Genomic DNA, 22,743 nt, shown 5'->3' with positions numbered 1-22,743 from the left:
AACAACTGTTTGGTGAAATCCAGGGAAGGCGTGGCGAATAGTGCGTCACTGCCGGTTTTCAACAAGTGTAGATAATTAAACAGGTTTGGATATTAGGGCTTATTATTACCCCATTAGTAAATGCTTATGGGTAGGGTAAGAGCTTGGAAACAAACGATATCGCGCATCGCTTGGTGCAACGACTCAAGCTGCGTCACTTGGCTTTGCTGATTGAGATCGAACGTCTGGGCTCGCTGACCAAAGTGGCGGATTTAATGGCGATGAGCCAGCCTGCGGTGACCCAGGCCCTGGCCGAGGTGGAACAAGTTTTTGGCACGCCGCTGTTCTTGCGCTCCTCCCGTGGCATGGAGGCAACACCACAAGGGCAGATCGTGATTTCACGCGCTCGGGCCATGGTGCAGGATATGGAACTGTTAAGTCTGGATCTGCAGGCGCATAGCATGGGGCGGCAGGCGCATTTGCGCCTGGGTGTGATTCCCTTTGTGTCCGGAAAACTGGTTTCCACGGCTTTGCGGGCAACCCGCCCTCACGGGCAGGTGGTTTCTGTCAGCATGACCGAAGGGCTGACGGAAACCCTGCTGGAACAATTGCGCGATCATGCCCTGGATGCCGTCGTTGCACGCAGCTCTGCGGATTTGAATATGAAAGGGCTGCGCCATGAGGCCTTGTACGCGCAGCAACCACGCCTGATTGCCAGCCGGGAACTGGCGGGTCGATTGGGGCGACGCAAGCTGGACTGGGCGCAATTGCAGGATCTGGACTGGATTCTGGGACCGCGCAATACCCCGATGCGGCGGCAGGTGGCGAACCTGTTTTTACGGGCAGGCTTGTTGGAGCCTGTGCCCAGCGTAGAGACTTCGTCGCCCAAGCTGATTGGGGAGTTGATCGTGAATCACTCCCGTGCTGTATCTGTGGTGCCGACCGAAATTGCTGAAGAATTGGTACGCGTGTCCGGCGTGGCGATGGTGCCGTACTCCTTTGAGTGGGGCTTGTCGCCTATCGCGCTCTTTACACGGGTGGCCGGTCAGCAGCGTCCGGTGGACAAGCTGTTCGCGCAGGAGCTGAAACGGGTGTGTACTGATAAGACGGTGCCCTTGGAGCGGGGGGCTTTTTTCTACTAGTGGCGTTCTGTCTGTTGTGGACTGATTGCCGGTGCTACATCGTGAATGCCCTATGTCGAGCGGGCCGGGCGGGACCTGAGGGCAGGATGTCATACCTGCCTAAGAAACCGGAGCCGCTCATTGACAAGCACCGCCCCCGCTTTCATGTCCAGGAGTCTGAGAGGGGGGCGGTGTACAGCGGTCTGCTTGTTGCTGCCTGGGTTATGCAAGCAGCGGCTTACTGGTTCACATACCAGATCGCCTTGGTTTGCTGGTATTGATCCAGGGCTTCCATTCCCTTGTCCTTGCCGCCAAAACCGGACAGTTTGAAGCCGCCAAAAGGTGCGGTGATATCCCCTTCGGAAAAACCATTCACCGACACGGTGCCTGCCTTGATCTTGCGCGAGACACGCTGTGCGCGCCGCACATCCAGTGTGTAGATGGAGGCGGCCAGGCCGTATTGGGTGTCGTTCGCCAAGGCGATGGCTTGCTCTTCTGTCTCGAAGGTTGTGATGGCCAGGATGGGGCCGAACACTTCTTCCTGGAACAGGCGGTCTTGCGGGGTGATGTGATCGAAGATGGTGGGTTCGATGTACCAGCCACTGCCCAGGTCACTGTGGACACGCCCACCATGAACCAGTTGGGCGTTTTTACCGGGGTTCTGCAGAAAGCTGGCCACTTTTTCAAAGTGCGCTTTTTCGACCATCGGACCGATGGACACGTCCGGGTCTGTAGGCAAGCCCACTTTCCAGGACTCCAGCCCTTGCGTGAGCTTGTGTAGCAGTGTGTCTTTCAGGCTGCTGTGGACGATCAGGCGGGAACCGCAACTGCAGTTTTCGCTCATGTTCCAGAAGGCGGCCGCCAGGATGGAGGGAACCGCTTCGTCCAGCCGGGCATCCTCAAAAATGACCTGGGGGCTTTTGCCGCCGCATTCCAGCACGACTTCTTTTAGATTGCTTTCCGCAGAATATTTCAGGAACAGGCGTCCTACTTCGGTGGAGCCGGTGAACGACACGATGTCCACGTCCTCATGTCGTCCCAGCGGTTCTCCTACGTCTTCCCCTGTGCCTGTGATCAGAATGAGCGCCCCTTCCGGGATGCCTGCCTGATGCGCCAGTTGTGTCATGCGGTAGGCGCTCAGACTGGTCAGCTCGGACGGCTTCACAATGACCGAGTTGCCGCAGACCAGAGCAGGGGCCACTTTCCAGGCGTACATCTGGGCTGGGAAGTTCCAGGGCAATACGGCAGCCACCACACCAATGGGTTCTTGGGTGATCAAACCCAGCGCCTCTGAGCCAGTGGGGGAAATTCGACCAAAGCATTTATCGGCCGTTTCTGCATACCAGCTAAAGGTATCGATGGTGGCCGGCATATCGGTGTTCAGGCACTCGGTGATGGGTTTGCCTGCATCCACGCAATCGAGTGCAGCCAGTTCCTCGGCGTGTTGCTCCAGCAAGGCCACCCACTTGAGCATGATCTTCTTACGGTCAGCCGGAGATAGCTCGGACCATTCCCCGGATTCAAAGCTTGTGCGCGCAGCAGTGACCGCCGCTTGTACATCCGAGGTTTGACCGGCGGAGATCTTGCCAATCACGGCCAGGTCGATAGGGCTGATGTTATCAAGCAAGGCCGAAGCCGTAGTTGGGTGACCAGGAATCAAATGGGAAGCATGCAGCTTTCCGGTACGGGCCAACTCAAAGATTGTTTCTTTCTGCGTGGGCATTCAAGCCTCCTGTTCGACTTGGTAAGCGTTGATTTGTGCCAGAAAGTCATCCCGTTCCTGTGCGTCGACTGGGAGCAGGGGCAGGCGTACCGAACCGACATCAATGCCGTGACGCACGCAGCCCAGTTTGGCTTTCTGGTTGTAGTTACCCGACTCCATGGCGGCAATAGCGGGCAACATGGCGGCCATCATGCGGCGCACGCTGTCCCAGTCCCCTTGTTCCGCTGCTTTGAGCATTTGGACTTGTTCGGCAGGAAATACATTGGCCCCGCCACTGATCCAGCTACGGACACCCCAGAACAAGAAATCGGCGGCTTGATCATCACAGCCGCAAACAACCTGGAAGTCGGGCAGATTGGCATTGACCATGGCAACCACTCGGCTGAAATTACCGCTGCTCTCCTTGATACCCACAATGTTCTTGACCGTGGCCAGTTCGTAAACGGATTCAAGCTCGATCTGAATGCCGATGCGTGCCGGGAAGTTGTACATGACAATCGGCAATTCGGTGGCGGCGGCGACTTCTTTGAAATATGCCACCACTTCATTTTGGCCCGGCAGACTGTAGGGGGTGGGAGAGAGCATCAGCGCCTCGTATCCCAGCTCCTCGGCTTCACGGATTCGGCTGATGGCTTCGGCAGGTGACATGGAGTTCACACCGGCAATCAGTGTTGTGCGGCCACGGCCGGTGTTGGCAACAATCTCCAGCACACGGCGACGCTCTTGTGCGCTTAGCGCGTAGTACTCGCCTGTTGTGCCGCAAGCCACAATTCCCCCTACGCCAGCCTCGATAAAGCACTCCACCAGACGCTCCAGGGCTTGCTCGTTTAACTGGTTGTTGGCGTCAAACGGGGTAACGATGGGAACGAGAATTCCGTTCAGTTTCATGATGTCTCCAGATTATTAGTCGTTGGTCTATCGGTTTACTCAATGACCTTGCGGGTGAAGGCGCTCAGGTAGGCCATGAGCGTTTCAGAGCCTTGCAAGGCCAGGTCGGGGTTTCCATCCTGGATGCCTTCCGCCAGTGTGAAATGAGCCTGGGCTCCGGCTTCCAGGTCGCCTTCATATTGATAGGCGTACCAAAATCGTCTGCACTGAACGATCATGGGCGTGACCGCTTGCACAGCAAAGGTGTTGCGACAGGCCTGGTGGATCACTTCGTCCAAATGCTGGTCGGCCAGCATATAGGCGTCGATATCCTTGGCGTTGGCGGCATCCACCATGGCCTGGGCGTGACCGAGCAAGGCGCTGCGTTGGGCAGGGGTCGCCCAGCGGGCGGCTCCCTGCACAATCAGGCGCTCCAGAACCCGGCGCGTTTCAATCAGAGTCAGATGCTCAGCCACACGGATTTCACTGACACGCAGACCGCGGCGTGGTTGTTGCTCGATCAATCCCAGGGCCACCATGCGCATCAGAGCTTCACGCAAGGGGGTGCGTCCCAAACCCGTCATTTCCACCAGATCACTTTCCACAATGGCCTGACCTGGCTCCAGTTTGAGTGTGGCTATTAGCTGCTCAATCGCCTGATAGGCGGTTTCAGCGGCACGAGAAGAAGAGGCGGGGGCGCTACTCACAGAGACTCCAATATAAAAATGGGGTTAAAAACCGGATACTTGCTGGGGTAACCAAGTGGCAATCGCGGGAAACAGAGCGACGATCAGCAAGGTCAGTAACTGAGCAAGAATAAATGGCAGGACTCCTCGACAAACTTGCCCGTATGTCATGTCTTTTGGGGCAATGGACAGGAGGTAGAAAATGGATGAGGCCAGAGGCGGCGTCAGATAGCTGGTTTGAATAACAACAATCATCATCACGCCAAACCACAGGGGATCCAGCCCGGTTGCCACAATAAAGGGCAGGAACAGCGGTACGCAAATCAGGACGTTGGCGGTCCAGTCCAGCACAAAGCCCAGCAGAAATACGATGCCCAGAAACAAAATGATCGTACCTGTGCTGCCCAGGCCCAGATCACTGGTCAGCATGTTTACCAGCTTGGCGCCACCATTGGCAGCGAAGGCGCCGGTGAACATCGTGCCCCCGGCCACAATCAGCATGATCATCGCTGTAATGCGCACCGTAATCCGTAATGCTCCGCTGAAAACTTCCCAGTTGAACTGACGGTAGAAAATGCACAGGACAGCGGCGGCCGCCGCGCCCAGGGCCGCTGCCTCGGTGGGCGATGCAATCCCTTTCATCAAAGAACCCAGAACAGCGATGATCAGCAGCATCATGGGAACCAGACCACGCATCGTAATACTGATTTTTTCACCCAGAGGCCGGCGCATGTCTTCGTCATCCGCCCTTGGCCCCAACTCTGGCTTGAGCGTGGAGGCAATCAGGATATAGCCCACAAACAGCGTGCTCATCAATAGACCCGGAAAGAGCATGGCGGCAAATAACTCTCCCACCGGAACCTGTGCCAGGGAAGCGTAGACGACCGCGACCACTGATGGAGGGATCATGGTGCCCAGCGACCCGCCAGCGCAGATCGTGCCGGCGATCAGGGAGTTGTTGTAGCGAAAGCGTTTCATGGCCGGGATGGCCATTAAACCCACCATGATTTCGACCGCACCCACCACACCGGCTGCGGCCGCAAAGGTGGCGGCCATGGCAATGGTGGCAATAGCCAGCCCGCCTGGCAGACCGCCCAGCCATAACTGCATGGCGCGAAACAGACGGGCAGCAATACCGGAACGCTCCAGCAGGGCCCCCATCAGTACGAACATGGGAATGGCTGACAGGATATGGTTGGTGGCAGCTCCATACAGCGCACCGTACATCTGGTCAAAGACCATGGGGCCAAAGGCGTACCAACCCGCCAGAAAAGCGGGCAGGATCAGTGCAAACGCCACGGGCATGCCCTGGAAAACCAACAGGAACAGGGCGGGAAACATCAGTCCGGCAATCCATAGGTTCATGGGTTCACCTCGACCTCAGTATGGTTTTGTCCTTTGACCGCGCAGCGCAAGCCATGCGCCAGCAGTTGCAAGGTGAAGGCGACCAGACCAATGGCAATGCAGACGTAGAACGGCCACATCACCGGAGCCCAGGGGCTGACCATTTCCACTTCATTCAGCTTCCAGGCCATCCAGGCTTTGTTGATGCCAACCTTGCTCAATACGGCAAACAGGGGAAACAGCACCAGCAGGTATAGAAGCACATCTGAAATACGGGCGAAGGACTTGGGCAAGTGCTTGCGAACCACATCAATGCTGATGTGTTCGTTCTGACGCATGACCCAGGCCATGCCCAGCAGAAAGATAGCCCCGTTCATCATGTACGCAATATCGAAGGCCCAGACTGTCGGCGCATGCAAGACGTAGCGGGCAAAGACTTCCCACACCATGGCCGTGACCAGGATGGCTGCAGCCAACTGCGCCAACCTGGCACTGGCAAGGGCAACAAAGTCGATCAGTTTTGAAATAGGCTGCAGCATGGCAGCTCTCCTTCAGAAAGTAGGACTTAGTCGCGGATCAAGTAATTGCTTTCGCTGCGCCAGCGAGTCAGAAAGCCATCGTAGTCCGTCAGCAGGTTTTTCATGTAATCGTTGCCGGACTGTGCCTGGGCTTCTGCTTTCTTGTGTACCCAGTCATTGCCAGCCTCGGCCAATTGTTTAATGAAAGCGGGATCCAGGGTGATGACTTCGTTGCGTCCCTGGCGATACTTTTCCATGGCCTTGATGTCGGCGTTATAGAAGTAGTCCAGCGATTGATGCGTGGTCAGCTCGGCAGCCGCTTCAATGAGTGGCTGCAGGTCGGCGGGCACTTTGTCCCAGGTTTCCTGCTTGAGAACGACTTCCCACATAAACGTAGGCTGGTGTACACCCGGCACAACGATGTATTTGGCCGCCTGATGAAAGCCTTCTGGCGTATTGGAGGAAGGGGTTGCCCATTCCACGGCATCCACCCCTTTGCGTTGCAGCAGGGTGTAGGTATCGCCGGGAGGAACCACCGTGGGAACGGCTCCGAAATAGTCTTTCATCACATCGGCCCAGGCACCGGAGGTACGGTACTTCAGTCCTTTCAGATCTTCAGCGGTTCGGATAGGCGTATTGGAGTGTGCCAGGACTTCGGTTGAACCCAGCCCCACAATCATGGTTTTCAGACCATTTTTGGCACGTAGTTCCTGCAGCTTTTCCTTGCCACCGCCTTCATACAGCCAGACACGATAGGCATCGGGCCCCATGCCGCCGGGATAGCCCGCAAAAATCGCGTTAGCCGGGTCCTGATTGACCAGATAGCTGGAGGTGGAGTGGCCCGCTTCCACAACGCCTGTCTCTACCGCTTCAAAGACTTTAAGGGCAGGAACGATCACACCGGCTCCAAAGGGCTGAATCTCGACGCGATCACCCGTCATGAGCTTTACATTCTTTGCGAAACGTTCCAGAAAGTTCTGATAAAACGGGGAGCCTTCGGGTACCGATGTCGGTACGCGCCAACTGATTTCGGCCGCTTGTGCCGAGGCGATGCCGCTTAGCAACAACAGGCTGGTCAATGTGGATGCAACAAGTTTGGATTTCATGTTTGTCTCCGGTGGTTTTTTTATAGTCCAGCTCTGTCACTGACCAATGGGCTGTTTCAGAGCATGGGACAAATCTTAATATTTTCTAAATATATTAACAACATATTTAGATTGGGGTTTGTCCTAGAAAGAGCTGGGGATGGCTTTATAGGCGGGGCTTGAGATTTTTTCGTTAGCGGCAAGGCAAGGGAAGGCCTTTTCTGATCGGGTGTCGAAGCGGATTTTCGAGCGACGGAGTCAGGCGTGATCTGGATGCGTGCGGGCTTGTTCGAGGTATCACAGGGCGACTCTGTTTGGCTGTTTCAATCCTTTCACCTCGGCGGTCTAGCTGGTACACTTTGCGGCTGCTTTTCTGAGAAGTGCACAGCGGCAGGACAGGTGTTTTTGATGGTCCTTTTGCTGCAGCACTTTCGGCTGCACCTGGCGGGAAAATGCTTGGTTTTTTGTAGACAAGAAAAGGCGTCAGCTCTGCCTTTGTGTGTTGCAAAGCTTGTATTCCTGCGGTGTATGTGGTGTCTGGCCCGCGTGGGCCCACTCCACAGAAAGCCCGCCGGGCCCATAGTTAAATGGATATAACTTTCCCCTCCTAAGGGAAGATTGCAGGTTCGATTCCTGCTGGGCCCGCCATCGTATTTTTAATCGCACTGTTCTCTTGGCTCCTTGATCTTGGGGCTGCGGGGCGTGCGCATAAGCAGCTTAGCCATGACACTCCAAGGTTGGAAACGCCGCGTGTTTTACGTGGGTGTGTTTGAGTTTTTTGCCATTGTTTTTTCTTCTTTCTTGCTGGCGTATTTTGCCGGTGGGAAGGCCTCCGAGTCTGCACCTATTGCAGTGGCGATCTCGGTGATTGCAATTGTGTGGAACTACGTGTTCAACACCGCCTTTGAGTATTGGGAGTCTCGCCAAACGGTCAAAGGTCGCAGCCTGTTGCGCCGTAGCGTGCATGCCATCAGTTTTGAGGCGGGTTTGGTGATTGCCATCGTGCCTTTGTATATGTGGTGGTATCAGGTCGGCTTGATGGAGGCGTTGCGTATGGAAGTGGCCATTCTGGTGTTCTTCCTGATCTACTCTTTTATCTTTAGTTGGACCTTTGACCGGGTGTTTGGCTTGCCGGCCAGTGCGGCTTGAAGTCGTTGCCCCCGTAGATAGAAAAAGCCGCGTAATGCGGCTTTTTTGTTGCCTACCTGGGGCTGACAAGGTGGCGTCCCCTCCGACTCAGGTTTAGGGTGGGTACGGGCATTCGGGGTAGGACCGTTCGTTCAGGCCTGGCTGTCAAATGGGGTTGGTGAATACGGGAGGTGGGCAGATTGGTACATGATGTGGGGCGTAATGCACCGTCAGGTGCATCCGGGTATGGTTAGCCCGATTGGGATTCCCGACGTGCCTGACAGATACGCGCGTGATGGACGTCCGCCCACTTCACCAGCTCCCGCATGGGCACCAGAAAGGATTGCCCCAATTCGGTCAGCGTGTATTCCACGCGTGGTGGCACTTCTGCATACAAGGTCCGTTGTACAAACCCATCCGTTTCCAGGCGCTTGAGCGTGCGCGAGAGCATTTGACGGGAAATATCGCCGATTTCCCGGCCCAGCTCGTTAAAGCGCAGGGTGCCTGGCGCCAAGGATTCCAGGATCAGCAGGCTCCATTGGTCACCAATTCGATCCAGCACATCCCGGATGGGACAGGGTTGCTCAAATTCTTCCTGTATCAGGCTGCAAGCCTGTGTAGTGGTGCTTGATGAGGACATGGCGACTTGCTCTCCTGTGTTCAATAGTCACTTGCGTGTGACCTAGTATGGCCAGCGTGACTTCTTGTGGACTGTCAAAAAACTGTCTAGCATCACGCTTTATGGTCTACTTTATAGACCAGGTCTTTATTTGAGCACACAAGGAGCGGTTATGTCTCGTATTGCATTGATAGGTGCTTCTGGCGAAGTCGGTTCGCGCCTTTTGAAAGAACTCTCGGATCGCGGTCATACGGTGACAGCGATTGCTCGCCATCCTGAAAAAATTGCCAGCCTGCCCAATGTCACGGCTGTTCAGGGTGATGTGAATGATCTGGACGGTTTGATCGCGCTGTTGAAAGGGCACGATGTGGCGATCAGCGCCGTTCGCTTCGCCTCGTCGGATCCCTCCAAGCTGATTACGGCGGTTCGTGCGGCTGGTGTGCCGCGTTATCTGGTGGTGGGCGGTGCAGCCAGTCTGGAAGTGGCTCCTGGTCAGCGATTGATTGATCAGCCTGTTTTCTCGGATGCCTACCGTACCGAGGCCTTGGGTGGCATTGCCTTTCTGGATCAGCTACGTCAGGAAAAAGAGCTGGATTGGACTTTCCTGTCGCCCTCGGCAGAGTTTGGTCCCGGCCGGCGCACGGGTACATTTCGTGTGGGTAAAGACAGTCTTTTGGTCTCCGATCAAGGCAGCAAGATTTCTTATGAAGATTACGCCATCGCTTTGGTGGACGAGATTGAACGTCCCGCCCATTCGCGCCAGCGTTTTACCGTAGGTTATTGAACTAGGAATGCGATTGATGAAAGGGGTAATCCGATGGGTATCTCCAGTTTTATTAGCGGGCTCTTTCTTGTTGAGCACAAATGCAGCGTTGGCTGCCAATTCGCAGACTCGTGATGTGGCTCAGGAAGAGAGCAATCGCACGCTAGTGGTTAATTTTTACGATAGGTTCTTTAACAAGCATCAGGTGCAGGAAGCGGCGACAGTGGTGGCCGAGGACTATATCCAGCACAACCCGGAAGTGCCGGACGGAAAGGCATCTTTTGTGGGCTATTTTGATGGCTACTTCAAAGAGAACCCGCAGTCTCGCGCACGGATTGTGCGCAGTGCCGCAGACGGCGATTTGGTTTATCTGCATGTGCATTCGACCAATGGCAAGGCCGATCGCGGTCAGGCGGTGATTGATATTTTTCGGGTGAAAGACGGCAAGATTGTGGAGCACTGGGATGTGATTCAGGCGGTGCCGGAGCAGGCCGCTAATAGCAACACCATGTTTTAAAGACCTTATTGTTTGGGGTGACAGGTGCCTGCTTTGAGCAGTAGGGGATCTGTGTTTGGGCCAGAAAAAAGACCTGTCATTCTTGGCAGGTCTTTTTGTTCATGGCTCAGTGGAGCGAAGTGAACGTCTACGTGGTCTCAGGCACCTGGATTGGGGAGTCTGCCCAGGGCAGGTCGCTGTCCGTCAACACAAGGTATGGCTGTCAGATTTGTTTTCTGGATGGGAGGCCCGAGCATATCAAGGCCATACCTCATTTTATGCGTTCAGGCCGGCTGCATCTTGATCTTGGCTTCGCGTATCGGCAAATTAACGATGGCAGCCAGTGTAGCCAACACAATATCTGCCCACCACATCCAGCTGTAATCACCAAAGCGGGTCAAGGCGATACCACCTAGCCATGCGCCTAAAAAGCCGCCGATCTGGTGCGAGAACAAGGCCAGGCCAAACAGGGTGGCCAGATAGCGCGTGCCAAACAGCTTGGCGACGATATTGGCAGTAGGGGGTACGGTCGCCAGCCAAGTCAGCCCCAGACCGATGGCAAAGATGTAGAACACCAGATCGGTTTTCGGCATCATCAAGTACCACAGGATCAGCACAGCGCGCGAGGCATACATCAGTGCCAGTACATACTTGCTGCGCCAGCGGGCAATGCAGGAACCGGCGGCGATACTGCCAAAGATATTGGCCAGGCCGATCAGGGCCAGCGACCAGCTTGCTACCGATGGTGGCAGTCCGCACAGGTCAATTTCCCCCGGCAAGTGGGTGACCAGAAAGGCAATGTGGAAACCGCAGGTGAAAAAACCCAGGCTCAGCAGCAAGTAGCTGCGATCTGTCATGGCGTTTTTCAATGTCTCGGTCAGCCCCGGACCGCTGGTAACAGGAGCGGGGCGGGGGGCGGCGGCTGTCTTTTGGGCTTTGCTGCCAGGGCTTAGTTTGCGGATCAGGGGCAGGGTCAGCAGGGCGGTCAGGGCCAGGACCCAAAAGGTCGACATCCAGCCCACCCAGCCGATCAGCTTCTGCACCACGGGAGCAAAGACGAACTGGCCGAAGGAGCCGCCGGCATTGATCAGGCCCGAGGCCTGACCACGAGCGTGATCGGGAATACGTTGGGCAGCCGCGCCAATCAGAGTGGAGAAGCTGGCTGCACCCGAGCCAATATTGGCCAGCAGGCCCAGCGTCAAGGTCAGGCCCAGCCCCGTGTCAATAAACGGTGTGACGGCACAGCTCAATGCCAGAATCAGAAGACCCGCGATCAGAACCCGGTCCGGGCCCCAACGGTCGGAACAGGCACCGGCAATCGGTTGTATCGCCCCCCAGGCAAGTTGGCCCACGGCCATGGCAAAGCTGATGGACATGATGCCCATGCCGGTAGCCTTATCAATGGGGCCAACGAACAGGCCAAAGGATTGGCGTATCCCCATGGTAACCATCAGGATGCCAGCAGCCGCCAACGTCACCGTCATGACAGCGGGCTGGCGCAAGGATTGAAACATGGGGTCCCCTCTTATTATTCAGATTTGAATTATCTGGCGAAATGTCAAAGCGGTGCAATCACCTTGTCTTGTGAAAAGCGACTGGGCGGACAGTGCTGTCGCGCGCTGCTATCCAGTGCAGGGGGGCGGGAGGAGGAGGTGGTGGCTGCGCGTGGCAGGAAGTGCAGGGAGCGGAAGCAGGCCGTTTAGTGCGGCGTTTGATGGCTCAAGCAAGCGCGGGACATAAAAAAAGACGGGCTGACAGCGCCGTCTTTTTTATACCTGCTGCTAAGTAAGATCAGCCTTTTTCCAGACCCGCCTGCACTGAACGTGCGCCTAGCTGGTCGATCAGAACCTGGGGATTGATACCCAGCAAATAGCCGCGTCGGCCACCATTGATGTAGATGGTGTCGAACTCCAGCAGTTCCTCTTCCAGCCACACCGGCATGGCCTTGCGGGTGGCAAAGGGCGAGGTACCACCCACCATATAGCCCGAATGGCGCTGGGCCACCTCCGGTTTGCAAGGGGCGATTTTCTTTGCGCCCGTTTGACGAGCCAGGTTCTTGGTAGAGACTTCACGGTCGCCGTGCATCACGATGATCAAGGGCTTGGCGTTTTCATCTTCCATGATCAGGGTCTTGGCCACCCGGTGCAGGTCCAGACCCAACTGGGCTGCGGCTTCCATGGCGCCGCCATGGTCGACATAGTTGTAGCTATGTTCGGTAAAGTAAATGCCATTTTTACGTAGCCACTGTGTGGCTGGTGTTTCGCTAACGTGTTTTTCTTTCGCCATATCGTGGGAGTGCGCTCAGGCGCGTGGATGATGGGCTGCGTGCAAGGCTTTCAAGCGTTCACGTGCCACATGGGTATAAATCTGGGTTGTGGAAATGTCCGCGTGTCCCAGGAGCATCTGCACCACGCGCAAGTCCGCACCGTGATTGAGCAAATGGGTCGCAAAAGCATGACGCAGAACGTGCGGGGACAAGGGGGCCAGAATCCCGGCCTGCACGGCGTATTTCTTGACGATCAACCAAAAGGACTGGCGACTCATGCAACTGCCACGCCCGGTAATAAATACAAAGTCGCTGCGACGCTGGCCCAGCAAGGCAGGGCGAGATTCCTGCATATAGCGTTCGATCCAGTGCAGGGCTTCCTGCCCCAAAGGCACCAGCCTGTCTTTGCCGCCCTTGCCTTGGTCGATGCGCAGTACGCCATCGTTCAGGCTCAGGTTTTGCAGAGGCAGTTCAGTCAGCTCCGTGACGCGTAAACCGCTGGCATACAGGGTTTCCAGCATGCAGCGGTCGCGCAGCCCCAAGGGATGATGTATATCCGGTGCGGCCAGCAGGCGTTCCACCTGTTCTTCAGACAAGGTATGCGGGACACGCGGGGCCTGTCGGGCGCTGCTCAGTTCCAGGCAGGGATCGTCTTGCCGCATCCCTTCTTGCACTGTCCAATCGTAAAAGCGGCGCAAGGTGGCCAACCTGCGGTTGGCCGTGCTGGCCTTGCTGGCCTTGCTCTGACCGGTCTGGCTGGCCATCCATTCGCGCAAATCGCTGGCATTCAATTGCTCCAGCGGCGTGCCGTCACGTTCCTGCTGAGCCCACTCCTCCAGGCGTTCCAAGTCCTGCCGATATGCCTGCTGTGTATTGGCGGACAGGCCGTCCTGCAACCAGAGCATGGTGATGAAATCGGAAATCAGACTGGCTTGCGTCATGGGGATGGAGAAGTCGTAAAGCGTGGCTATTGGCGTGTTTTTGAGAGCCGGAATAAAGCAGGAAAGCCATCATGCTATCACTCCGGGGTGATGAGTTTCATTTAGCACAAGGGTAGATTTACGCTATATACCTATATATATTTCCTGATTATACTCATTCGTTACCCCTGTCCCGGAGGAGAAAACAATGTTCAAACGTGTCGTATCAGTAGCCGCCTTATCCCTGTTTTTGCAAGGCACTGCGCAAGCCGATGAATTGGTGGTGGCCGCCGCTGCCAGCCTGACCAATGCCTTCAAGGAACTGGCTGGCCAGTTTGAGGCAGCGCATCCCGGCACCAAAGTGCTGACCAGTTTCGCAGCATCGGATGTCGTGCTGCAGCAAATCGTCAATGGCGCTCCGGTCGATGTGTTTGCCTCGGCAGACCAAAAGGCCATGAACAAGGCGGAAGACGCCAAGGTGGTGGACCCTGCTACCCGCAAGAATTTTGTGCAGAATCAGGTGGTACTGATTGTACCGAGCGATAATCCTGCCAACGTGACAAACGTGGGTGATCTGGACAAGGCAGACGTTAAACGCGTGGCTTTGGGCAACCCGGCTGTGGTGCCTGTGGGCCGCTACACCCAGGCTGCCTTGGAAAAAGCCGGTCAGTGGGATGTCGTGAAACAGCGCGAAATCCTGGGTCAGAACGTGCGTCAGGTGCTCGATTACGTCGCCCGTGGTGAAGTAGAAGCCGGTTTTGTGTTCGCGACTGACGCGGCCATCATGAAAGACAAGGTGAATGTGCTGGAAGTGCTCAAGACCACCGAGCCTGTCACTTATCCGATTGCTTTGGTGCAACGTGAAGGTCGCAGTGATAAGGCCCAGGCCTTTCAGGATTTCGTCATGTCCGAGTCTGGGCAGCAAGTGCTGGCAAAATACGGTTTTGCCAAGCCTTGATAGGATGTTGATAGTCGGATGACGTCATTTTGGATTCCCCTGTGGTTGTCGCTCAAGGTCGCCGGTTGGGCGACCTTGTTTGCCTGTGTGCTGGGCATCGGCATTGCTTACGCTCTGTCACGCTGGCAGTCGCGCTGGTGTGACCTGCTCGACTCCATTCTGACTTTGCCTATGGTCTTGCCACCTACGGTCATCGGTTATTACCTTCTGGTCTTGCTGGGGCGGCGCAGTACCTTTGGGCAGTGGCTCTCCAGTATGGGTATCGAGCTGGTCTTTACCTGGCAGGGGGCAGTGATTGCTGCCACAGTTGTCGCTTTCCCCATGATTTTGAAAGCAGCGCGTGCGGCTTTTGAGGATGTGGACCCCCGTCTGGAAAATGCGGCCAGCGTACTGGGCCTGAAGCCTCTGGCCATCTTTTTCCGCGTCAGCCTGCCTTTGGCGGCGCGTGGCATCATGGCTGGTGTGTTGCTGGCGTTCGCCCGAGCCTTGGGCGAGTTTGGGGCGACCTTGATGATTGCGGGCAGCATACCGGGGCGTACCCAAACCATGTCCATCGCTATTTACGAGGCGGTGCAGGCAGGCGAGGATCAGCAGGCGCTGGTGCTGGTCGCCATTATTTCGATTACCTGTGTGCTGGTCTTGTGGAGCACCAGTGCGCTGTCACCGCGTCATGTACGCCGTAAAAGAGGGATGCAATGAGCCTGAGTGTACAGATTCAACGCACCGTGGTTAGCGAGGCCCGTCATTTTGAGCTGAACATTCAGATTCAAACCGAGGCTCGTCATATTGCCCTGTACGGGCCTTCGGGGTCGGGCAAGTCCTTGACGGTGCAAAGTGTGGCGGGCTTGTTGCGGCCCGATCATGGTCGCATCCAGATTGGCGGTCAGGTCTATTTTGATTCTGGGGCAGGCATCAACCTGAAACCGCGTGAGCGTCGGGTGGCCTATCTGTTTCAGGACTACGGCCTGTTCCCGCATTTGACTGCGGCGCAGAATATTTGCTTTGGCCTGAATACGGGTTTGTTCAACCGCTCTGTGCGGGATATGCCTGTGGCTGCCCAGCGTTGGGTGGAGGCATTTGAGCTGGAGTCGGTATTGAGCAGCTATCCCGCCCAGTTATCGGGTGGGCAAAAACAGCGTTGCGCTTTGGCGCGAGCCTTGGCTATCGAGCCTCAGTTGCTTTTGCTGGATGAGCCTTTGGCGGCCCTGGATCAGGATTTGCGTGTTCGTTTGCGGGCGGAACTGGCTCAGTTGCAAAGCCAGATCGATATTCCCACTATCTTGATCACGCACGATCCTGAAGATGCCAGGGCTTTGGCCCAAGAGGTTTATCGTATTCGCGATGGACGCATTATTGAGTGCTGTACCAGCGCAGAACTGGAAGCCCTTACAGCGTAGCGATCATGACACTGGATGCCTTGAATAAGGCATAGGCGGATTGGCCCGCTTCCAGATGCAGACGCTGTGTGCTGTCCAGGGTGATGCTGGCGGTGACTGTCAGGCCCTGTGGTAGTTCCAGACGCACTTCCGCATTGACGGCGCCGGTAATGACGTCAGTAATCGTGCCAGGCAACTGATTGCGTGCGGACAGAGAGTTGCGGGTGTCGCCCGTGCCTATCATGATCGAGGATGCTTTCAGAAAGGCCAGCACTTTTTGTCCTTCGCGCAGGCCCAGGTTTTCCGTGCTTTCCCGTGTAATCGAAGCAACAACGGTTTGGCCCTGGCCAATATCCACATGAATTTCGTCGTTGACGGCGCCGGTCTTGATGGTGGTAACAAGGCCGGGCAGTTGATTGCGGGCTGAAGTTTGCATGATCATGGTTTGGAGTAACTCCATCTGAGTGGCCACGGACGGCATTAAACGACCAATACGGCTCATGAAACGCTGATGCAGCCTGTCGTAGGTTTGGTACAGCTCCAGCAGTTCGATGGCTTTGGGTGTCAGGGTGGCACCGCCCCCCCGATGGCCGCCTGTGCTGCGTAGCACCAACGGTTCGCCTGCCATATTGTTCATGATGTCGATGGCATCCCAGGCCGCTTTGTAGCTGATGCCAATATGACGGGCCGCGGCAGAGATCGAACCCTGTTCGGCAATCGCTGCCAGCAAGGCCATACGGCGGGCGCTACCCCAGGTATGGTCGCCGGTACGTAGCGATAGGCTGCCGGTTAATTCGGTATTGGGGGTGTTTGAACTAGACATGGCGGTAAGTGTAATGGCGAGAACAAACTAGGGATAGAGCGCCGGTACAATGGCTGGATCAGTGCTGCTGGCCGTTCTGTTTTCTTGCAACCTTAACTGGTTTTTTCTATGCATGACACCCCTGCTGTTTCCATGGCTCAATTGCAGGAGCTCAATAGTGCCGAGACGCTTGTATTAACCGTGAACAAGCGCTATGCGCGCCGCCTGCTGGGGCATTTGTCAGCCCGTCTGGCCGGCGCGGGCGGGACGGTTGCCGTACCGGAAATCGTGCCTTTGGGGGCATGGCTGGCGCAGGCCAGTGATCAGCTTTGCTTTTCGGAACAGTGGCAACCGGCTGCGCATCAGATGGATCGTTTCGCCGCCTTGCAACGTTGGGAGCACAGTATCGAGCAGTGCGAGGAAGAGGGGTATTTCCTGGATGTAGGCCAGGCAGCGCGTCTGGCTTGTGAAGCCGATACCTTGCTGGATGAGTGGAGCATTGAGTTGCAGCCCGGTGAGGCCAGCGTGGATTTCGAGCGTTTCATGCAGTGGCGCTCTCATTACCGGCAAAGCCTGGAGCAGGCAGATCTGGATGACGCGAACCTGGCTGCCGAGCGCGTCCTGAAAGCGGTGCAGGCCGGGGCCTTGCATATGCGTCATCGTCATATGGTACTGCACGGTTTTCATGAATACTCCCCGCGTCTGCAAAGCCTTTTGAGTGGTTTGCAGAATATGGGGGTGCAGATCCTGCAACTGCAGCACGAAGAGGCTCCGGCAACAGACGTTCATCGGGTGCAGGCACAGGATGCAGATACGGAATGGCGCTTGGCCGTGCAGTGGGCGCGTCGTCAATTGGACGAAGATCCCAATCGCACGGTAGCCATTGTGGCGGCGCAACTGGAAACGCAACTACCGCTGGTGCATCGCCTCTTGCGGCAAGCCATGCATACCGATCAAGGCGCTTTGCCCTATAACGTGGCAGCGGCCCGATCCTTGGCCGAGTGGCCTGTGGTTGAAGCGGCCCTGGCCTGGTTGAAAGCCCTGTTTACCTTGGCAACCAAGGGGCAGGCTGAACCGGCCATGCTGGGCCAAGCCCTGCGCTTGGGGGCGTGTCAGGCGGAGCAGTCCGAAGCCGGTGGCCGTGCCCGCATTGATAAGGCCTGGCGCGACAACCGCAAGACACAAGTTAGCCGTAAAGACTTTGCTGACATGCTCAGCTTCCATACGCCCGAACTGGCTCTGGCCTGGGTCAAGGCGATGGAGCGTTTCGAGTCCGTATCGGCAGGCGCTCAAGGGGTGGATACCTGGGCTTCGGTCATGCGCCAATGCCTGGAGGCGCTAGGTTTTCCGGGAACCAACCGTCTGGATAGTGCCCAGTTTCAAACCTTGGAGGCGTTGGAGGCCTTGCTGCTGCAACTGGCGCAGCAAGCGCCTGTTTTGGGGCGAATCAGTGCTTTGAAGGCGCAAAGTGCCCTGGCTCGCATGGCCCGTGAAAATCTGTTTCAGCCACAACGAGACCCGCGCTCCCGTCTGGACGTGCTGGGGTTTCTGGAAGCGGAAGGTGGGCGTTGGGATGCCGTATGGGTGTTGGGCCTGACCGATGATATTTTGCCAGCCGCCGTCAAACCCAATCCCTTGATTCCCGCCCAGGTGCTGCGCCGGGTGCAAGCCCCGCGCAGTACGCCAGAGCGGGAGCTGGAGTGGGCGCGCTGGATGCTGAGCGCCTTGTTGCGTTGTGGCAATCAAGTCCTGCTCAGCGCCCCTTTGCAGCAGGGAGAGCAAGAACTGAGGCCCAGCCCTTTGATTGCGCGTTGGCCTGTGCTTGAAATGCCTTGGGTGGTGCCGCTTGAACAGGCCGTCGCACAGGAAGCCTTGCTGGACGAGCAAGGTCCCAGCCTGAAACTGGAAGAGCGTATACGCGGCGGGATCAGCGTACTGGATACGCAGGCTCGCAATCCCTTGTGGGCTTTTGTGAAGTTCCGTTTGCATGGTCAGGCCTTGCCCGATTACGCCCGTGTGGGCGATATGAATACTCGCGGGATGTTCCTGCACCGCGCCGTTGAGCTGTTCTGGCAGCGTGTGAAGGATCAGGACAGCTTGCACGAACTGATTGGCGAGGATTCGCTGCTGGACGTGGTGCAAGCGTGTATCGATCAGGCGGCTCAGGAAGAACTGACCGATTACGGCCCGGTGCTGCGCAGCCTGGAAATGGAGCGGGGTCTGGCCGTCTTGAACGAGTATGCGCATCAGGAAGCCCAGCGCCCGCCGTTTGCCTTGGGTGCGACGGAACAGGAATTGAGCTGGAGCCGTGGCTTGCTGCGTCTGAACCTGCGCTTGGACCGACTGGATGACCTGGCTGATGGCGAGCAATTGCTGATGGACTACAAAACTGGCATAGGCGAACTCAGGCCCGATAAAGATTGGCTGCGGCCCAGGCCTGTGAATCTGCAATTGCCGTTTTATGCAGCCGCCTTGCAGGATGAAGGTCGAACCGTCAGTGGCTTGGCCTTTGTGCGCCTTCATGCCCGTCACGTGGGGCTAAGCGGTTTGGCTGCGCCCGGCATGGATATTGATGGCCTGACCGAATTGGAAAGCGCCCAGCAGTGGACCGCGCAAATCGCACAGTGGAAGCAGGCGGTGGAAGGGCTGGCCGATGAGTTCCTGCAAGGGCAGGCCGCTAACCAGATATGGAACCGCAACGATTTGCTGTATTGCGATGTTTTGCCATTTTTACGTTTGTTCCAGGAAGACCTCCAAGACAATGGAGGAGAGGTGTGATGCTGACAGCCCCTAGTGATAGCCCCGCCCGTGCACGGGCTCTGGACCCCGAGTCCTCCTTTCTGGTGCAAGCCCCAGCCGGCTCCGGCAAGACAGAGTTGCTGACTGACCGGATTCTGGCCCTGCTGGCTCGCGTGCAGCGGCCAGAAGAAATTGTGGCCATTACCTTCACCCGTAAAGCTGCGGCTGAAATGCATGCGCGTGTGCTGGAGAAGCTGGCCGCTGCCAATCAGGAGCGTCCTGCCGAACCCTACCGGGTACGTAGCTGGGAACTGGCGCGCGCGGCCATGCAGCGCAATCAGGAACAGCAGTGGGATTTGCTGGCCTACCCGGCACGTTTGAGTATTCGTACCATCGACTCCTTGTGTGCACACCTGGTGCGTGCCATGCCCTGGATTACGGGGCTGGGCGGGGTGCCCGCTATTACCGATAAGGCACAGGAGCATTACGAAGCAGCGGCCTGGGCCACGCTGGAGATGGCGGAAAGCGTGCCGAGCGTGGCACGTTTTCTGGAGCATATGGATGTGAATTTGCTGCAGGCGCAAGCTTTGTTGGCCGGAATGTTGGCCAGCCGCGATCAGTGGTTGCCCGCCGTGGGGCAGGGCGGTGATGTGGCGCTGTTGCAAGATAGCTTGCGAGAGGTCGTGGAACAGCAGTTGCAGCAGTTAAGCGATGCGCTGCCTCCCGGTTGGGCACGAACCTTGGCTCCCTTGGCCTGCTTTGCTGCCTCGAACCTGGAAACCGGCGATGTGCTGGCCTTGGCCGATTGGCAAGGCGATAACCTGGCCCCGGTCATGGATGATTTGCCGCGCTGGCGTGGTCTGGCAGCCTTGTTGCTGACGGATAAAGGCGATCTGCGCAAAAGCCTGACGGTGCGTAATGGTTTCCCGCCGAAAACCGCACAAAAAGAAATGCTGACGGAGTGGCTGAGCAATTGTCTGGGCGCAGAACCCTGGATTGCCCGCTTGGCCAGTGCCCGTCTTCTGCCCGAGCAGTACTCCCCCCAGCAGCAAGAAGTCCTGTCCAATCTGATTCAGGTTTTATGGCTGGCTGCGGCGCAATTGAAACTGCGTTTTGCCGAGCAAGCCGAGGTCGATTTCACCGAGATTGCACAGCGTGCCCTGCAAGCCTTGGGCGATGCGGAGGAGCCGGGCGAACTGCTCTTGCGCATGGACAGATCCATACGCCATTTGCTGGTGGACGAGTTTCAGGACACCAGCCAATCCCAGGTGCAATTGCTGGAGCGCCTGACCAGTGGCTGGGAGCCGGGCGACGGGCGCAGTCTGTTTCTGGTGGGCGACCCCATGCAGTCCATTTACCGTTTCCGCAAGGCGGAAGTGGGTTTGTTTCTGCAGGTCTGGCAAGCGCGACGCTTGGGCGAAGTGGGGCTGGAGCCGCTGAATCTCAGCAATAACTTTCGCTCCCACCCGCGTTTGGTGGAGTGGGTGAACAAGGTGGGGGCGCAACTGTTTCCGGCTCGACCTGATCCGGATCTGGGCATGGTCACTTACGAGCACTCGACGGCCTTCAAGCCCGATATTCCCCAGTGGGCGGTGCAATTCCATCCGTCCTGGCATTTTCGGGTAGCGCGTGGCGAGGACACGGTGCCATCGCAGCAGGCGGCGCAGGAGCGGGCTGTCGATGAGGCTGTACAGTGTGCGGCCCACGCCCTGGCGCGCTATCCGAATAGCGAGCACCCGGTGGCGATTCTGGTGCGGGCGCGTTCGCACTTGCAGGGTCTGGTGCGCAAGCTGGGCGATCAGGGCATTCCGTGCCGAGCCGTAGAGCTGGAACCCTTGCAACAGCGCCCTGTGGTGGCGGATTTGGTGCAGTTGGTTCGTGCCTTGGCTCATCCGGCTGATCGACTGGCCTGGCTGTCCGTGTTGCGCTCGCCCTTGATCGGCCTGCGTTTGGATAGTCTGCATCGCCTGTGTGCCTTGCATCCCACGCAGACCTTGGCCGAGCTTACGCACAATCAGGATTTTGAAGATTGGGATGTAAATGAGCGCGACCGTTTGCTGTTCGCTTGCCAGATCTTGCTGGATAAAGGCAATCGTAGTGGTTTGATGCCTTTTGCTGCCTGGGTACAGGAGTGCTGGACGCGCTTGGGCGGGCCGCAAGTCTATCCAAGCCTGGCAGATCAGGCGGATGCAGAGCAAGTCTTGCGCCTGCTGGAAGAGCTGTGTCCCTATGGACCGCCCGATCAGCAACAATTGCAGGCTCGTGTGGAGTCCTTGTATGCCACCCCGCAAGGGACGGGCAAGGCCGTGGAAGTGATGACGATTCACAAATCCAAGGGCCTGGAGTTTGAAACCGTTATTTTGTTTGGTTTACACAAACAGTCTGCGGCTGATTCTGAACCCTTGATCCGTCTGGAGCACAGCGCCGAACGCTTGATTTTGGGACCGATCAGTCACAAGGGCAGCGATCAGCGCGATCCGGTGTCGCAGTTTTTGGCGGCGCGGGAACGCATACGTGCCGAGCAGGAAAGTCACCGTCTTTTATACGTGGCCCTGACGCGTGCCCGTCAGGAGTTGCATCTGTTTGCGGAGCTGAGTATCACCCAGGACAAGGGCCTGCGAGAGCCGGATGGCCGTTCCTTGTTGAGCCGTGTCTGGCCTGTGCTGGAGCAACCGCAGGCCCCGGTTTGGCAAGCCGAGCAGGGTGGACAGCAAGAGGAGTCCGGGCAAGGTTCTGCGGCATTGTTGCAGCGTGTGGTGAACGTGCCCGCCATGCCACCGGAGCCGTTGCAATCTGCTGGTCCGCACTATCAAAGTTGGCAGTGGTCTTTGGATACAACGCATGAAAAAGCCATTGGTACGGTTGCTCACGACTGGCTGGAAAAGCTGGGCCGTGAAGGTCTGGATGAATGGCCGGTAGAACGGCTGCAGCAGGGTCGAGCCGTCATGCGTCGCCAATTGCTGCGGGCCGGGGTGCCTGCCATCTATCTGGATGAGGCGACCCAATCCTTGTTCGAGGCCATCGCTGCAACGGTACAAACCGAGCGTGGTCGTTGGCTGCTGGGTGTCAGCCGCGCTTACCGGGAATGGGCCTTGCTGGATGTCAGTGGCCGGGTGTCGATTATCGACTTGGCTATTTCCCAGGAAGACCACTGGCTGGTGGTGGATTACAAGACCGGACGACCTGCCGAGCATGAAAGTCTGGACGATTTCAAGGCCCGGATGCTGGAGCGTTATGCGCCCCAATTGCAGCGTTATTGTGAGCAGGTGCAGGCTCTGGATGGACGGCCCGCGCAGGCGGCGCTTTATTTCCCGAGAGCCGATCTTTGGCTACCGTATTAATGCTACACTATT

Annotated in this window: 20 protein-coding genes and 1 tRNA gene; 10 read left to right on the top strand and 11 right to left on the bottom strand. The window is 57.0% G+C overall.

The features are described from left to right. Nucleotides 1-143 precede the first annotated feature (143 nt). Nucleotides 144-1,121, top strand: a complete 978-nt coding sequence (locus tag ACDI13_RS06225; protein WP_316989095.1) for a LysR substrate-binding domain-containing protein — start codon at nt 144-146, stop codon at nt 1,119-1,121. 217 nt (nt 1,122-1,338) lie between these two features. Here ACDI13_RS06225 and ACDI13_RS06220 read toward each other — a convergent pair whose 3' ends face one another. The 6 genes from ACDI13_RS06220 to dctP are packed head-to-tail and all read right to left on the bottom strand — an operon-like array spanning nt 1,339 to nt 7,344. After that, entirely contained in the window at nt 1,339-2,823 is a 1,485-nt protein-coding gene (locus ACDI13_RS06220) for an aldehyde dehydrogenase (RefSeq protein ID WP_316989094.1), read from the bottom strand. After that, nucleotides 2,824-3,711: a 4-hydroxy-tetrahydrodipicolinate synthase gene (gene dapA, locus ACDI13_RS06215; RefSeq protein ID WP_316989093.1), complete on the bottom strand. Its 888-nt coding sequence runs from the start codon at nt 3,709-3,711 to the stop codon at nt 2,824-2,826. A gap of 35 nt (nt 3,712-3,746) precedes the next feature. Continuing rightward, nucleotides 3,747-4,397, bottom strand: a complete 651-nt coding sequence (locus ACDI13_RS06210; protein WP_316989092.1) for a GntR family transcriptional regulator — start codon at nt 4,395-4,397, stop codon at nt 3,747-3,749. Nucleotides 4,398-4,421: 24 nt separating this feature from the next. Continuing rightward, a complete protein-coding gene (locus ACDI13_RS06205; RefSeq protein WP_316989091.1) occupies nt 4,422-5,741 on the bottom strand; it encodes a TRAP transporter large permease subunit in 1,320 nt (439 codons plus the stop codon). Then, nucleotides 5,738-6,259 (bottom strand): TRAP transporter small permease, encoded by a 522-nt coding sequence (locus ACDI13_RS06200; RefSeq protein WP_316989090.1) that lies wholly within the window; start codon nt 6,257-6,259, stop codon nt 5,738-5,740. Before ACDI13_RS06200 ends, ACDI13_RS06205 begins: the two co-directional genes overlap by 4 nt. Before the next feature lie 26 nt (nt 6,260-6,285). Continuing rightward, nucleotides 6,286-7,344, bottom strand: a complete 1,059-nt coding sequence (dctP, locus tag ACDI13_RS06195) for a TRAP transporter substrate-binding protein DctP (protein WP_316989089.1) — start codon at nt 7,342-7,344, stop codon at nt 6,286-6,288. Between the two features lie 552 nt (nt 7,345-7,896). On the opposite strand from dctP, the gene ACDI13_RS06190 reads away from it, so the two are divergent. Together ACDI13_RS06190 and ACDI13_RS06185 are read left to right on the top strand one after the other, a co-directional pair. After that, a tRNA-Arg gene (locus ACDI13_RS06190) sits at nt 7,897-7,971 on the top strand. Between the two features lie 75 nt (nt 7,972-8,046). Further along, nucleotides 8,047-8,472 (top strand): PACE efflux transporter, encoded by a 426-nt coding sequence (locus ACDI13_RS06185; RefSeq protein WP_316989088.1) that lies wholly within the window; start codon nt 8,047-8,049, stop codon nt 8,470-8,472. A 229-nt stretch (nt 8,473-8,701) separates the two neighbouring features. On the opposite strand, the gene ACDI13_RS06180 is transcribed toward ACDI13_RS06185, so the two are convergent. Further along, nucleotides 8,702-9,091 (bottom strand): helix-turn-helix domain-containing protein, encoded by a 390-nt coding sequence (locus ACDI13_RS06180; RefSeq protein WP_316989087.1) that lies wholly within the window; start codon nt 9,089-9,091, stop codon nt 8,702-8,704. Nucleotides 9,092-9,242: 151 nt separating this feature from the next. Between ACDI13_RS06180 and ACDI13_RS06175 the strand changes: the two genes are divergently transcribed. Next, on the top strand, nt 9,243-9,854 hold the full coding sequence (locus tag ACDI13_RS06175) for an NAD(P)-dependent oxidoreductase (protein WP_316989086.1): 612 nt from the start codon (nt 9,243-9,245) through the stop codon (nt 9,852-9,854). A gap of 16 nt (nt 9,855-9,870) precedes the next feature. Further along, a complete protein-coding gene (locus ACDI13_RS06170) occupies nt 9,871-10,350 on the top strand; it encodes a nuclear transport factor 2 family protein (protein ID WP_372372874.1) in 480 nt (159 codons plus the stop codon). A 263-nt stretch (nt 10,351-10,613) separates the two neighbouring features. Here the strand turns inward: ACDI13_RS06170 and ACDI13_RS06165 are convergent, their stop codons facing one another. From ACDI13_RS06165 to xerD, 3 genes are all read right to left on the bottom strand, one after another. Next, complete coding sequence (locus ACDI13_RS06165; RefSeq protein ID WP_316989084.1) at nt 10,614-11,843, bottom strand: MFS transporter; 1,230 nt, start codon at nt 11,841-11,843, stop codon at nt 10,614-10,616. Nucleotides 11,844-12,120: 277 nt separating this feature from the next. After that, nucleotides 12,121-12,615, bottom strand: a complete 495-nt coding sequence (ybaK, locus tag ACDI13_RS06160; RefSeq protein WP_316989083.1) for a Cys-tRNA(Pro) deacylase — start codon at nt 12,613-12,615, stop codon at nt 12,121-12,123. Between the two features lie 15 nt (nt 12,616-12,630). Next, entirely contained in the window at nt 12,631-13,536 is a 906-nt protein-coding gene (gene xerD / locus ACDI13_RS06155) for a site-specific tyrosine recombinase XerD (protein ID WP_316989082.1), read from the bottom strand. A gap of 187 nt (nt 13,537-13,723) precedes the next feature. On the opposite strand from xerD, the gene modA reads away from it, so the two are divergent. The 3 genes from modA to ACDI13_RS06140 are packed head-to-tail and all read left to right on the top strand — an operon-like array spanning nt 13,724 to nt 15,870. Continuing rightward, nucleotides 13,724-14,473, top strand: a complete 750-nt coding sequence (gene modA, locus ACDI13_RS06150; protein ID WP_316989081.1) for a molybdate ABC transporter substrate-binding protein — start codon at nt 13,724-13,726, stop codon at nt 14,471-14,473. An 18-nt stretch (nt 14,474-14,491) separates the two neighbouring features. Further along, nucleotides 14,492-15,172 carry a molybdate ABC transporter permease subunit gene (gene modB, locus ACDI13_RS06145; RefSeq protein WP_316989080.1) on the top strand — a complete coding sequence of 227 codons (681 nt, stop codon included), beginning with the start codon at nt 14,492-14,494 and terminating at the stop codon, nt 15,170-15,172. Then, nucleotides 15,169-15,870, top strand: coding sequence for an ATP-binding cassette domain-containing protein (locus ACDI13_RS06140; RefSeq protein ID WP_316989079.1), 702 nt, complete (start codon nt 15,169-15,171; stop codon nt 15,868-15,870). Before modB ends, ACDI13_RS06140 begins: the two co-directional genes overlap by 4 nt. On the opposite strand, the gene ACDI13_RS06135 is transcribed toward ACDI13_RS06140, so the two are convergent. Beyond that, nucleotides 15,860-16,672, bottom strand: coding sequence for a TOBE domain-containing protein (locus ACDI13_RS06135; protein WP_316989078.1), 813 nt, complete (start codon nt 16,670-16,672; stop codon nt 15,860-15,862). The two genes, ACDI13_RS06140 and ACDI13_RS06135, sit on opposite strands and share 11 nt — an antisense overlap. A 108-nt stretch (nt 16,673-16,780) precedes the next feature. On the opposite strand from ACDI13_RS06135, the gene ACDI13_RS06130 reads away from it, so the two are divergent. Then, nucleotides 16,781-19,429, top strand: a complete 2,649-nt coding sequence (locus tag ACDI13_RS06130) for a PD-(D/E)XK nuclease family protein (RefSeq protein ID WP_316989077.1) — start codon at nt 16,781-16,783, stop codon at nt 19,427-19,429. Then, entirely contained in the window at nt 19,429-22,731 is a 3,303-nt protein-coding gene (locus ACDI13_RS06125) for a UvrD-helicase domain-containing protein (RefSeq protein ID WP_316989076.1), read from the top strand. Before ACDI13_RS06130 ends, ACDI13_RS06125 begins: the two co-directional genes overlap by 1 nt. Nucleotides 22,732-22,743 lie beyond the last annotated feature (12 nt).

This window comes from Alcaligenes faecalis (assembly GCF_041521385.1).
Lineage (GTDB): Bacteria > Pseudomonadota > Gammaproteobacteria > Burkholderiales > Burkholderiaceae_B > Alcaligenes > Alcaligenes faecalis_E.
This window is presented reverse-complemented; position numbering and strand designations above follow the sequence as displayed.